11 protein-coding genes are annotated in these 12,841 nt (G+C 39.4%); all 11 read right to left on the reverse strand.

The window, feature by feature from the left end; all coding sequences use genetic code 11:
* Window positions 1–103 precede the first annotated feature (103 nt).
* Window positions 104–3,280, reverse strand: a complete 3,177-nt coding sequence (locus K7G93_RS08190; protein WP_226690435.1) for a type I restriction endonuclease subunit R — start codon at window positions 3,278–3,280, stop codon at window positions 104–106.
* A gap of 8 nt (window positions 3,281–3,288) precedes the next feature.
* Window positions 3,289–3,663, reverse strand: a complete 375-nt coding sequence (locus K7G93_RS08195) for an abortive infection family protein (protein WP_226690434.1) — start codon at window positions 3,661–3,663, stop codon at window positions 3,289–3,291.
* Window positions 3,664–3,678: 15 nt separating this feature from the next.
* Window positions 3,679–3,963, reverse strand: a complete 285-nt coding sequence (locus K7G93_RS08200; RefSeq protein WP_226690433.1) for an abortive infection family protein — start codon at window positions 3,961–3,963, stop codon at window positions 3,679–3,681.
* Window positions 3,964–3,965: 2 nt separating this feature from the next.
* Complete coding sequence (locus K7G93_RS08205) at window positions 3,966–5,342, reverse strand: restriction endonuclease subunit S (RefSeq protein ID WP_226690432.1); 1,377 nt, start codon at window positions 5,340–5,342, stop codon at window positions 3,966–3,968.
* The gene (locus K7G93_RS08210) at window positions 5,335–7,041 is read right to left on the reverse strand and encodes a class I SAM-dependent DNA methyltransferase (protein WP_226690431.1); all 1,707 of its coding nucleotides are present in this window, start codon (window positions 7,039–7,041) and stop codon (window positions 5,335–5,337) included. The genes K7G93_RS08205 and K7G93_RS08210 overlap by 8 nt, the downstream gene beginning before the upstream one ends.
* 154 nt (window positions 7,042–7,195) lie before the next feature.
* Window positions 7,196–8,641, reverse strand: a complete 1,446-nt coding sequence (locus tag K7G93_RS08215; protein WP_226690430.1) for an NAD-dependent succinate-semialdehyde dehydrogenase — start codon at window positions 8,639–8,641, stop codon at window positions 7,196–7,198.
* Window positions 8,642–8,656: 15 nt separating this feature from the next.
* Window positions 8,657–9,463, reverse strand: coding sequence for a 4-hydroxy-2-oxoheptanedioate aldolase (hpaI, locus tag K7G93_RS08220; protein WP_115323292.1), 807 nt, complete (start codon window positions 9,461–9,463; stop codon window positions 8,657–8,659).
* Between the two features lie 12 nt (window positions 9,464–9,475).
* On the reverse strand, window positions 9,476–10,279 hold the full coding sequence (gene hpaH, locus K7G93_RS08225) for a 2-oxo-hept-4-ene-1,7-dioate hydratase (protein WP_226690429.1): 804 nt from the start codon (window positions 10,277–10,279) through the stop codon (window positions 9,476–9,478).
* 13 nt (window positions 10,280–10,292) lie between these two features.
* Window positions 10,293–11,495 carry a Bcr/CflA family multidrug efflux MFS transporter gene (locus K7G93_RS08230; protein WP_049214987.1) on the reverse strand — a complete coding sequence of 401 codons (1,203 nt, stop codon included), beginning with the start codon at window positions 11,493–11,495 and terminating at the stop codon, window positions 10,293–10,295.
* Between the two features lie 34 nt (window positions 11,496–11,529).
* Window positions 11,530–11,919, reverse strand: coding sequence for a 5-carboxymethyl-2-hydroxymuconate Delta-isomerase (locus tag K7G93_RS08235; protein ID WP_049214985.1), 390 nt, complete (start codon window positions 11,917–11,919; stop codon window positions 11,530–11,532).
* Between the two features lie 75 nt (window positions 11,920–11,994).
* Entirely contained in the window at window positions 11,995–12,840 is an 846-nt protein-coding gene (gene hpaD, locus K7G93_RS08240) for a 3,4-dihydroxyphenylacetate 2,3-dioxygenase (protein WP_160531887.1), read from the reverse strand.
* Between the last annotated feature and the right edge of the window lies 1 nt (window position 12,841).

Genomic DNA, 12,841 nt, shown 5'->3' on the forward strand with positions numbered 1-12,841 from the left:
ACGCTTTCCCCAACCTTAAAACTTTTCCAAAAACCACCGCACTTTGGGGTTACCATGAGCCATAAAAAACCCCAGCAGTATGCTGAGGTTCTTTCATGATCAGTTAGGCAACTCTCTCGTGCTTTTCGCTCCATTCGTAAGATAAGGTTTCTGCCTGCTCCAAGACTAAATCAATGGCCTCATCGGCTTTATCTGGTGGGTATTTATATTTTTGCAGAATACGACGCACTAAAATACGTAATCTCGCCCGCACACTTTCTCGCACTTGCCAATCCACGGTGACAGAATGGCGTAATTGTTTCACCAATTCCAACGCAATGGCTTTTAAAATTTGATCGCCCAATTCTCGCACCGCACTTTCGTTATTGGCTAAGGCATCATAGAACGCAACCTCATCATTGTTTAAGCCCAAATCTTCCGCTCGTTTAAATGCCTCTTGAAACTCTTTCGCCATTTGAATCAGCTCTTCAATGACTTTAGCCGTCTCAATACCACGGTTATGATATTTCGTGAGTGTCGCTTCTAAACGCTCAAGGTATTTACGCTCTTGTATTAAATTTCGACTGCCTCGACTTTGAATATTATCTTGTAAGAGCTTTTCTAATAGCTCCACCGCCAGATTTTTATGTTCCATCTGACGAACATCTTCTAGGAACTCATCAGAAAGCAGACCAATGTTTGGCTTATCTAAACCGCAAAGGCTAAAAATATCATCCACCCCATCGGCAATTAAGGAATTATCTAAGATCTGTTTCAGAACATGATCTTGCTGTTTTTTGCGTAATTTCCCGTCACTGATTTGTTCTTTGCTCATCATCGCTTTCACCGCAGAATAAAAAGCCAGTTTACTTTGATATGCCTTAGCTTGTTCCAACGTTGCACATAACGCATAGGCTTTCGTCGCCGCCAACACCAAATCAGCAAAACGTTTTTTCCCCTCATCCAAGCCCAAAATATGGTTTGCCGCTTTAGGTAACAAACTCATCGCTTTGGTTTCAAATTGGCTAATATCAAGGGCTTTTCCTTCAAGTGGTGTGGCAAACATCCCTGAGATGGCATCCATTTTTTCTAACAACACATGAAAAGCTTCTTCGGTATCAATGGTCGGTTTTCCACGTCCTTTCGCATTGGTATAAGTATGTAGTGCTTGTTTTAATTCATTGGCAATACCAATGTAATCCACCACTAATCCGCCCGGTTTATCTTTAAACACACGATTAACTCGGGCAATTGCCTGCATCAAATTATGTCCACGCATTGGCTTATCCACATACATGGTATGGCAGCAAGGGGCATCAAATCCCGTCAACCACATATCTCGCACAATGACCAATTTCAACGGATCATCAGGATTTTTAAAGCGTTTCTCTAAATCCTGTTTCACTTGTTTGTTATAAATATGCGGCTGTAATAAGGCGTTATCGGCAGCAGACCCCGTCATCACGATCTTAATCGCCCCTTTAGCAGGATCCTCACTATGCCACTCGGGTTTCAATGCCACAATTTCATTGTATAAATGCACACAAATCTCACGACTCATCGCCACAATCATGGCTTTCCCTTCTTGGCTTTCTTGCCGTTTTTCAAAATGGGCGATTAAATCCTTGGCAATTTGTTGCAAACGAGGTTGAGCCCCCACTAACTTTTCTAAACGGGTAAATTCCCCTTTGATGCGTTCCGCTTCGGTTTGCTCTTCTTCCTCTACAATATCATCAAATTGTTGAGCTAATTCCTCAATCTCAGCATGATTAATGTCTAAACGAGCGAGGCGAGACTCATAATAAATTGGAACAGTGGCACCATCATCAACAGCATCTTGAATATCATAGATAGATACATAATCCCCGAATACCGCTCGCGTGTCTTTATCTTCCGTTTCAATCGGTGTGCCCGTAAAGCCAATAAATGTCGCATTTCTCAACGCATCACGCATATGTTTGGCATAACCAAATTGAAATAAGCCTTTTGCATTGAGTTTTGCTTTCAAGCCATATTGGCTACGGTGGGCTTCATCAGAAATGACTACGATATTATGACGCGCATTTAACAACGGGTGGGATTGCTCATCTTCTTGTAAGGCAAATTTCTGCACTGTGGTAAAGATCACCCCCCCCACTTCTCGACGAGCCAATAACTCTCTTAATTGCTCACGGCTTTCTGCCTGTACTGGTTCTTGTTTTAATAAATCTTTTGCTAAAGAGAATTGTTTGAAAAGCTGACCATCTAAATCATTACGATCAGTCACCACAATTAAGGTTGGATTGCCCATTTCTGGCTGTTGTAATAATTTTCCTGCATAGCAACACGTGGAAATACTTTTCCCACTGCCTTGTGTATGCCATACCACACCTGCTTTTTTGCTCCCAGCCGGCACTTCTCGCCCATAGCTTGCACGTGGTTCTTGCACTTTATCATCCGCAATTTGTCTAGAAGCAATCACAGTCGCTTTTACAGCTTCTCTAACTGCGTGGAATTGATGATAGCCTGCTTGTTTTTTAATTAAACGGTTCTTTTCATCTTTCTCAAATAGAATGAAAAAACGCAAATAATCGGTAAATAAATCAGGACGGAAAAAGCCACGAATTAAGGTTTCTAATTGCCATTCTACGATGGGTTTGTCATTTTCATTATTCACCGTACGCCATGGCATAAAACGTTCTTCATCTGCCGTTAAGGAACCAACTTTCGCCACCACACCATCAGAAATCGCCAAGGCTCCATTAAACATCAACAAATCAAAGAGATCATTTTTATAGGTTTGCAGTTGATGAAACGCATTCCATACATCAGTTTTCTCATCAGTAGGATTTTTTAATTCCAAAATGGCAATCGGCAATCCATTGATAAAACAGACAATATCTGGACGACGCAAATACAGGCCTCGCACCTCAAATTGACTCACCGCCCAAAATGCATTCTTTTCAGGATGAGTAAAATCCACCAAAAACGCCGTTTCAAAACAGGTTTCATCGCCTTTTTTATAGGTAACTGGCACACCATTAATCAGCAACTTATGAAAAGCCAAGTTCGCCTCAACCAAATCTCGGCTTTCAGCTTGCTTCAGTTTTGCCAACACTTGATCAACACAATCCAAAGGTAAATGTGGATTTAGCAAAGCAAATTGCTTGCGAAAAATAGGCTCTAAAATCACCGCACTTAATTGATGACGCTGCGGATTGCTCCCTTCACTTAATAACTCCTTACCGTGAAAAGTTTGCCAGCCTGTTTGAGAGAACCAAGCCAAGGCGTTTAACTCTACAAAATTTTCATTAATTTTCATTTAAACACCTATTGTTCATTTTCTTGTTTATCTTCTAGCCAAATTTTATATAAATCTATATAAGACTCTTTTTTGACATAAAATAAAATTTCATGTGGAAAATACATATCACCATTTAATTCAATAGATGAATAATTTGAATTTAAGTATTCATTAAAATCCAAACACTCCTCACTATTTATATCCAAAGGTTTTTCAATAAATATTTTACTTTCTTCGATTAGATGAAGTATAAATTTCACCAATGCAGATGATTGAAACATCACAAATTCTGCTATTTGCATTGGCAAGGGTTGTTGATTAATACTTCTACCATGAGCAAATGGGCAATAATCATTCCTCAACTTTGCAAGTCCTGATGAAAAAGAGTCTACAGCATTCATAAGAGATGTACTCATCTATTGAACAGCTTTGAATGCATCATTATCAATAAATTTAGGATTATTTTTTGGAAATAGTGCCTGAATAGCTAATTTAGTTAATTTAGGAAATGTTTTATCTCCTTTATAGGATTGATTATATTCATCTAAAATTGATTTTGCTAATCCCTCTATTAATGATTTACATTGACCTATAACTATACCAGCATCTTGATGTTGATAGCTAGCCATAATAGCCTTTACTGTAACTATCAAATTATACTTATCTGAAGTATTTTCTAAATATTCAAGTAACTTTTCCATTATTACTCTCCTAAATAAATATCACCAGATAATAATTTAAGTAATAAAGCATCCCTTATTTTTACTAGATTTTCTATTTCTTGCTCTAATCCTAAAATTTTATTAAAAATCGGAGTTACTTTTTTATGAAATTCTCGAACAAGAAGATCATAATATATAATGGGCAGATTTTTAATTGTTTTAGAATTTACCGCCGTAGCAATTGATGATGTACTCCCTAAACTTTCAAAATTAAAACTCTTGAGATAACAATACAACCAGAAATAACTAAGAGAATGCTCTTGCTGCAGAAAGTGGGCTATTGCTTCATTTGTACACATTTCAGTAGAAGCAATAGAGACTCTACCAACCGTTAATTTGAAACTCAAAAAGACAGTATTTTTAGGTGCAATTTTAATATTAAATTTATCTGTCGCTTCTTTCGTTAAATATTCACTTGTAAGAGATGAAAAAATTTCATTCCCTCCCATATCTCGAATTGAAAGCCAAGGAATATCTTTATTGTTTGTACTAAACCACTCACTCTCTTTTCTAGGTGGTGTTTTCCCGATAGAAATATCAAATAAATTTGATGCTATATCCCTATCCCACCCCTTCGGCACTTCTCCCAACTCACTTTCCACCATTTCGCTTGGGAAAAGTGCGGCGGTTTTTTCGAGGTTTTTGTAAGCATTGGGGTTTGTTTGTTGCATTTGAGTGAGTTCGGCGTTGGTTTTGCCGGAAATCACTTGCATAGCGGCACGTTCAGCGTCGTCGTTGGTGCCGCCGTTGGCGAGGGCGTTTATTTTGGCTTTGACGGGGTCGAAATCCACAAACCAACTTTTAAAAATCGCTTGGGCAATTTGTTCTAGGGTTTGGTTGATTTGGGTGTTGAGTTGGATTTTGTTATCTAAAGCTTTTAATTGTCCAGAAATAAATTCTTGTTCACTAAAACTTGGAATTTTTAATGTTAATTTTCTTAATTCACTTTGTTTAATCCCTTTTACAGTAGATCCAGATGAACGGGCTTCTAATTGTTCCTGAATGTTTTTACTTTGTAATAAATAAAGTAAAAAATCATTCTGTAAAATTTTATCTTTACCTCTTAAAGTTACTATTCTTTGTGCTAAAGCGACTTTCTCATCTTTTAATTGAGCAACTTCACCTAAAGGAGCCTCTGTAGTCAAAACAATATCACCAATTTTTGGAAGACCTCTACTCATCCAACTCTCATAGTCTTCAACAGCAATAAATTCAGTTGCTTGCTCTAAACGACCATTTTTCACAACTTTTGCCGTAATTAAAGGAATTCCAAATCCTGTTTTAGTTGGAGTTTTTCCTCTATAATCAATTAAGGCATCTAAAACTTCTTCCAGCTTATATTCTTTCCAACTACTCATACCCCAACCCCGCTAAATTCTTTTTAATCTCGGCATTTAAGCGTTCGCCTTCCGCCATTTGTTGGTTTAACAGTGTGGTGAGTTTTTGCATTTTTTCGGCAAAAGGTTCGCTATCATCTTCTTGTGCCACAGCACCCACATAACGCCCTGGGGTTAAAATATAGTCGTGTTTTTGAATATCGGCAAGCTTGGCGGAATAGCAAAAGCCTGCTTCATCTTGGTAACCTTCACCATATTGCCAATTGTGGAAGGTTTGCACGATTTTTTGGCTGTCGGCTTCAGTGAAATCACGCAACACACGATCTTTCATATAGCCCAATTGACGGGCATCGATAAATAACACTTCCCCACTACGATTGCGTTTTTTCTTATCAAAGGACATACCGTTCTTTTTGTCTTTGTTCAGAAACCAGATACAAGCAGGGATTTGTGTATTGGTAAACAATTGCCCCGGTAGCGCCACCATGCATTCCACCACATCTTCCTCAATCAGGCTTTTGCGAATTTCCCCTTCACCGCCTGTGTTGCTACTCATACTGCCGTTTGCCAATAACAATGCCATGGAACCCGTTGGAGCAAGGTGGTAGAGCATGTGCTGCATCCAAGCAAAGTTAGCATTGCCTTCAGGCGGTGTGCCATATTGCCAGCGAGCATCATTTTCTAAACTTTTATGCCACCATTCTTTTAAGTTAAAAGGTGGATTTGCCATCACAAAATCCGCACGCAAATCAGGATGTTGATCTTCCGTGAAACTGTCGGCGTGTTTTTTGCCAAAATTAAAATCAATACCGCGAATCACCATATTCATGGCGGCGAGTTTCCATGTGGTGGGGTTGGCTTCTTGCCCATAAATGGAAATACGGCGGCGTTGTTCGTCGCTCGCGTAATGTTTTTCTTGGGCGTGGTTTTCAATAAATTTATCATTAGACACAAAAAATCCCCCACTGCCCATGGCAGGGTCGAACACGCGCCCTTGATAAGGTTGTAACATTTCCACAATCAGGCTGACGATGCTTTTCGGGGTGTAATATTGCCCACCTTGTTTGCCTTCGGCGAGGGCAAATTGACCGAGGAAATACTCATAAACATGCCCTAAAATATCTTTGCTTTTTAAATTGAGTTTTTCGCCTTGATATTCAGGATTGGCAAAAGAGGTGTCTGAAAATAAGCTAATTAGATCAATTAAGCGATGATCTTCCACTTGATATTGACTAATGCGAGAGAGGATATTTTTGAGTTTTGGGTTGCTTTTTTCAATGGTCTCTAAGGCAAGATCCACCAACCAAGAGACGTTACGCATTTTCACGTCTTCGCCTTTTTCATTTTGCCATAACACAGTACCTACAGGCGTGGTGGCTTTGGCTTTTAACTCATCCCAACGGGCTTCTTTTGGCACCCAAAATACGTTTTCTTCGGTGTAATAATCTAATTGTTCAAGCTCGTTTGCTAGGGCTTGTTGGTATTCGTCCTCACTGTCGTAAAGACTGGGATCAAGATAATAGAGATGGTCAGGATCGGTCAATTGTTGTTGAATACTTTGTTGGCGGGCTAAAAAGGCATCGGAGACATATTTGAGGAAAATTAAACTTAAAATGACGTGTTTATAATTGGCGGCGTCCATATTAGAGCGAAGTTTATCGGCGGATTTCCATAATTTGGCGTCAAGCTCATTTAAATATTGTTGTTCAAGATGATTCATTTTTATTATCCATGCTGAATTGTGTGAAAGAGATTATCTTTGGCATTATAGGCTATTCTTAGTCTGTCTCAAAACCAAGGAAATTATTTAGTTTTCATTTTGTTAAAACAAAAAAACACAAGCTGTCACTTGTGCTTTTTTATTCAATTCAAATTTACACTTTCAAACAAAGGTATTTCATTTCCAGAAATTCTTCGATACCGTAGCGGGAGCCTTCGCGACCTAATCCTGATTCTTTGACACCACCAAAAGGCGCCATTTCATTGCTGATTAAACCTTCGTTAATGCCGACAATACCGTATTCCAGTGCTTCGGAAACACGCCAGATACGAGAAATATCTTGTGTATAAAGATAAGAAGCCAAACCAAACTCGGTATCATTTGCCATCTCGATCACTTGCTCTTCAGTATCAAATTTAAACACAGGAGCAAGTGGGGCGAAGGTTTCATCCTTAGCAACTAACATAGATTGAGTCACATCGCGCAATACAGTTGGTTCAAAAAACGTGCCACCTAACGCATGTGGTTTACCACCCACTACTAAATTTGCACCTTTAGATGTCGCATCATCAATATGTTCTTGAATTTTTTTGACCGCACTTTCACTGATTAATGGTCCAATATTCACACCAGCTTCATTGGCACCGCCCACTTTAAAGGCGGCTACTTTGGTACTGAATTTTTCCACAAAATGTTCATATATTCCTGCCTGTACATAAATACGGTTAGTACAAACACAGGTTTGTCCGCTGTTACGGAATTTTGACGCCAGAATGCCTTCAATCGCATTATCTAAATCTGCATCATCAAATACAATCGAAGGCGCATTACCGCCAAGTTCAAGCGAAAGTTTTTTTACTGTATTCGCTGATTGTGCCATTAAAATTTTGCCCACACGGGTTGAGCCAGTGAAAGTTACTTTACGCACAATTGGATTTTCAGTGAGTTCTTTACCTACCTCAATCGCATTAGTTGAAGTAATCACATTGAACAGCCCAGCTGGCAAACCTGCTTGATGCGCTAATTCGGCTAAGGCTAAAGCGGACAAGGGTGTTTCTTGCGCAGGTTTTAACACTATCGCACAACCCGCTGCAAAAGCAGGTGCTGCTTTACGGGTAATCATCGCATTAGGAAAATTCCATGGCGTAATCGCTGCCACGACACCAATTCCTTGCTTGATAACTAATAAACGATGATTGGCTTTATCTTGTGGGAGAACATCACCGTAAATGCGTTTCGCTTCTTCAGCGAACCATTCAATAAAACTGGCACCATATAAAATCTCCCCGCGACTTTCGCTGATTGGTTTGCCTTGTTCTAAACTGAGTAATTGGGCTAGCTCCTCTTGGTGCTCAATTACTAAGTCATACCAGCGTCGCAAAATATTTGCGCGCTCTTTTGGTGTCACTTTTTGCCATTGTTTTTGTGCTTTTGCCGCACATTCAATCGCATACTTTGTTTCACTTGCCGTTAAGTCAGGCAACTCACAAATCACCTCATTTGTTGCAGGATTGGTGACGGAAAATGTGTTTTTATTTTTCGCCTCCACATATTCGCCGTTAATATAGGCTTTCGTTTTAAGTAGAGAAAATTGTTGCATCTGGCCTCCCAACAATTAATAAATTTGATTCGTTGTAGATGAACTTTCCATATGGTTTGATGACTTAAACTTGTGAGCCAGTTCTTTTAATGCACGCATTAATAACGAAGTATCTACGCCAACCGCAACAAACGTACAACCAAGTTCAAGGTAATACTTCGCCATCTTTTCATCTGCGTACAAAATACCTGCTGCTTTACCTGCTGCACACACTGTCTTGATCGCATTCTCAATTGCTTGCTGCACTTCAGGATGAGAAGGATTACCTAGATGCCCTAATGATGCACTAAGATCTGCAGGACCAATAAATACGCCATCTACCCCATCGACTTCGGCAATTGCCTGCAAGTTTTCTAGCCCCTTTTTATTTTCCACCTGCACCAATAAACAGATTTCATCATCTGCCTGTTGTAAATAATTTGGAATATTATTCCAACGAGAAGCTCTTGCTAATGCACTCCCCACACCGCGTACACCTTTCGGTGGATAATGAATTGCCTGCACTAACTCTCTGGCTTGTTCAGCAGTTTCTACCATCGGAATTAAGAGGGTTTGCGCCCCAATATCTAACAATTGTTTAATAAGATGTGTATGTCCAATTGCGGGACGAATAATAGGAGTAGTCGGATAAGCTGCTACAGTCTGTAATTGGTGCAATAAGGTGCGCAACTCATTTGGTGCATGCTCTGCATCTAACAATAACCAATCAAAGCCTGCATTTGCCGCCAACTCACAAGCATAACCATCTGCTAGTCCGACCCATAAACCAATTTGTGCTTTTTTGTCTTTCAACGCTTGTTTAAACGGATTTTTTAGTTGCATTGTACGCCTCACTTAGACAAATTGCATGGAAATACTGCCTAGCTCATGATAATCCACATGGAAGGTATCGCCTCGACGCGCAGGTACAGGACGAGTAAAAGAACCGCCCAAAATAATTTCTCCTGCTTTCAACGTCACGCCGTAAGGATGTAATTTATTAGCTAACCAAGCGACACCTTTGATTGGATTATTCAATACCGCGGCAGAGACGCCAGATTCTTCCACTACGCCATTGCGATAAAGTACCGCAGCTACGCGGCGTAAATCCACATCCATCGGTTTAATCGCGCGTCCACCTAACACGACTCCTGCATTCGCTGCATTATCTGAAATAGTGTCAAAAACACGGCGAGGCACTTTAGTTTTACTGTCAAATTGTTCAATACGCGCATCAATAATTTCTAGCGCTGGGATAACATAATCCGTCGCATCAATTACATCAAAAATAGTGCAGTTTGGACCTGATAAGTCTTTTTTCAAAATAAAGGCAAGCTCGACTTCGACACGCGGTACAATAAAGCGATCAAAGGGAATTTCACTGTTCTCCTCAAAAAACATATCATCTAATAATGCGCCATAATCAGGTTCATCAATTTGTGAGCTGTTTTGCATCGCTTTTGAGGTTAAACCAATTTTATGTCCTTTTAATATGCGCCCTTCAGCAATCTTCATCGCTACCCATGCTTTTTGAATTTCATAAGCATCCTCAATTGTGATTTCTGGATAAGCTAATGAAAATTGTGAAATCTGTGTACCTGATTTTTCTGCTTCATTTAAGCGTTGAGCCGCTTGTTGAATAATCTCTTTAGATAACATGGATAATTCCTCTTTACGCTGATGTTGAATTTGGTTTTAAAGTAATCATAAAGCCTACAACTGCGACTAATGCACAGGCACTCATTACCCAGAGCATAGTTTGTGGGCTATTATTAAAAAAATAAGACAAAGTACCACTTGCAATAAAGCCCCCAGCAAATTGCATTGATGCCGCTAATGCCATTGCGGTACCTGCAGTATGACTATGTTGTGTTAATAAATTGGTCATCACATTGGGCGTAATTGCTCCAGTTAAACCAACAAAAACAAAAAGTGGTAGCATAATGGCAAATAAAGATGTTGGATTTACACAGAAAAACGCGATTCCTGCCAAAAAAACGAAGCCAATTTCGACCATTAATACCTTATTTACTGCATAATGTTTAACACATTTATTATTCACTAACGTTGCTATCACAATACCAACAATATTAATCCCGAAATAGAACCCATAGTTCTGAGCAGGAATGTGAAAATAATCGATATAAACAAAAGGTGTTCCTGCCACATAAGTAAACATGCCACCAAACATTGCACCTAAACAGAGAATATAGCCAAAGGAAGGACGATGTTTTAAAATACGGCAATATGCTTGAAAAAAAGTCATCGTATTCAATGGCTGATGATGTCTATCCTGATTAGTTTCTGGTAAGAAAAAATATGTAATCAAGACACATACCAACCCCATCATAGCTAATAATAAAAATTGGCTTTCCCAACCAAACCACAATAAGATAAAGCCACCAATGAAAGGCGCTAATAAAGGCGCTAGCATCGTGACTAATTGCATCATAGAGAGAACATGAGTAATACGATGTTGAGGAAAACTATCACGCACAATAGCTCGTCCTAAAACAGGTCCAACTCCACCACCAAATGCTTGCAAAAAACGTGCAACCAATAATTGTTCAATGCTAGTTGCTAAGCTACAAGCTAAGCTGGCAACGATGTAAATTACCATTCCTATCAATAACACAACTCGCCGACCATATTTATCGGAAATAGGACCATAGCACAGCATGCCAACACAAAAACCAGTTAGAAATGTACTGACTGACAATTGCACCCATTCAATACTGGTATTGAGTTCTTGTGCAATTGTGGGCAAAGAAGGCAGATACAAATCAATTGAGAGTGGTCCAAAGCCAACTAACATAGCCAAGAAGCAGATAAGTGCAGTCTGATTCCATGTTGTTGTTTTTGTTGTTGATGGCATAATGACCCCATTTATTTCTCAATATAACGATGGCTTAGGCTATTTTTTTAAACCGAAGATGCACGTTATTTTTTTTAAAATTTAATGTAGGATGCAACTCTGCTATTTCAAAAGACAATGCGAAATAACGTTGTTCAAAAAGTGGTGTGAAAAAATCGGTTAAGATTCGGAATACTTGTTCACCAACGGGTTTTAAACTGTCTGCACAACGTCCTGCACCAATTTTTAATGTGATATGAACAAAAGCATCATCCTCTTTTCCATCAGCCATGCGATATACATCTACCCAATGTACGCGACTACGAATTCCACCCAAAGGAAAAATGCCCGTACTGGCAAGATAGTCATGCACTTGACTAAACAGTGGTTGCCAATCCACGTCCTCACGAAGATTTTCTGTTGCTTCTACAATAAAATGTGGCATAAAAAGTTCCTCTCTTTGCAGAAAGTGCGGTATGTTCTAAAAATATAGTGTAAAAACAAACCGCACTTTTAAAGACTACACAGGAAAGACTGCGTTAATTTGTCCTGTTCCTGAGCTTGGGAACAAGTCAGTCAGAATTTCCACTGGTTTATCATATTTGTCCCAACCAAGCATGCCTAATAACATGACAGTATCGTGCATGTTACCCTCACCACGACAGAAGTCAGCGTATTCTGGTAACATTTTACAAAAGTCTTTAAAGTTACCGTGACGCCACATATCCACTACATGTAGGTCAATTTGACGCTCAAATTCTCGAGTGTAGCTGTTCATTCCCTCTTTAGCTAAATGATCTGGAATAAAGTAATGGGATAAGGAACCACTCGCTAATACAGCAACTGTACCATCATATTCCTGAATAGCCTCTAAAACTGCCTCACCAAGTTTGCGGCTATCTTCAAAAGAATGTGAAGTACAAAACGCAGAAATTGAGATCACTTTAAATGCTTTATCTTCATTCATATAACGCATTGGAACGAGAGTACCATACTCCAATTTTAAGCTTTCAATTTCATGTGCTTGCGCACGTACACCTTTTTCTACCGCATGTTTTACAATCATATGGCCCAGTTCTGGATTACCGTCATAATCGAAAGTAATATCACGAATAAAGTGTGGTAATTCATTACTGGTATAGACACCTTTAAAGTGAGAACAACAATTCACATGATAGGCACTATTAACAAGCCAATGTGTATCAAACACAATGATGGTATCCACGCCTAAATCACGACAACGTCGGCTAATTTCTTTGTGCCCTTCAATGGCAGAAGCACGGCAGCCATAATGTTTGCCGGGTTGTTCTGACAAATACATTGACGGAACATGTGTAATCTTGGCTGCTAAAGCGAGTTTACCCATA

It is taken from the genome of Pasteurella canis (assembly GCF_020810675.1).
In the GTDB taxonomy this organism is placed as follows: Bacteria; Pseudomonadota; Gammaproteobacteria; order Enterobacterales; family Pasteurellaceae; genus Pasteurella; species Pasteurella canis.

Excerpts from the sequence above, each read along its gene's own strand:
- K7G93_RS08205 (WP_226690432.1), bottom strand. The coding sequence starts at position 5,342 with ATGAGTAGTTGGAAAGAATATAAGCTGGAAGAAGTTTTAGATGCCTTA.
- hpaD (WP_160531887.1), bottom strand. The coding sequence starts at position 12,840 with ATGGGTAAACTCGCTTTAGCAGCCAAGATTACACATGTTCCGTCAATG.
- K7G93_RS08190 (WP_226690435.1), bottom strand. The coding sequence starts at position 3,280 with ATGAAAATTAATGAAAATTTTGTAGAGTTAAACGCCTTGGCTTGGTTC.
- K7G93_RS08195 (WP_226690434.1), bottom strand. The coding sequence starts at position 3,663 with ATGAATGCTGTAGACTCTTTTTCATCAGGACTTGCAAAGTTGAGGAAT.
- K7G93_RS08200 (WP_226690433.1), bottom strand. The coding sequence starts at position 3,963 with ATGGAAAAGTTACTTGAATATTTAGAAAATACTTCAGATAAGTATAAT.
- K7G93_RS08230 (WP_049214987.1), bottom strand. The coding sequence starts at position 11,495 with ATGCCATCAACAACAAAAACAACAACATGGAATCAGACTGCACTTATC.
- K7G93_RS08210 (WP_226690431.1), bottom strand. The coding sequence starts at position 7,041 with ATGAATCATCTTGAACAACAATATTTAAATGAGCTTGACGCCAAATTA.
- K7G93_RS08235 (WP_049214985.1), bottom strand. The coding sequence starts at position 11,919 with ATGCCACATTTTATTGTAGAAGCAACAGAAAATCTTCGTGAGGACGTG.
- hpaI (WP_115323292.1), bottom strand. The coding sequence starts at position 9,463 with ATGCAACTAAAAAATCCGTTTAAACAAGCGTTGAAAGACAAAAAAGCA.
- K7G93_RS08215 (WP_226690430.1), bottom strand. The coding sequence starts at position 8,641 with ATGCAACAATTTTCTCTACTTAAAACGAAAGCCTATATTAACGGCGAA.
- hpaH (WP_226690429.1), bottom strand. The coding sequence starts at position 10,279 with ATGTTATCTAAAGAGATTATTCAACAAGCGGCTCAACGCTTAAATGAA.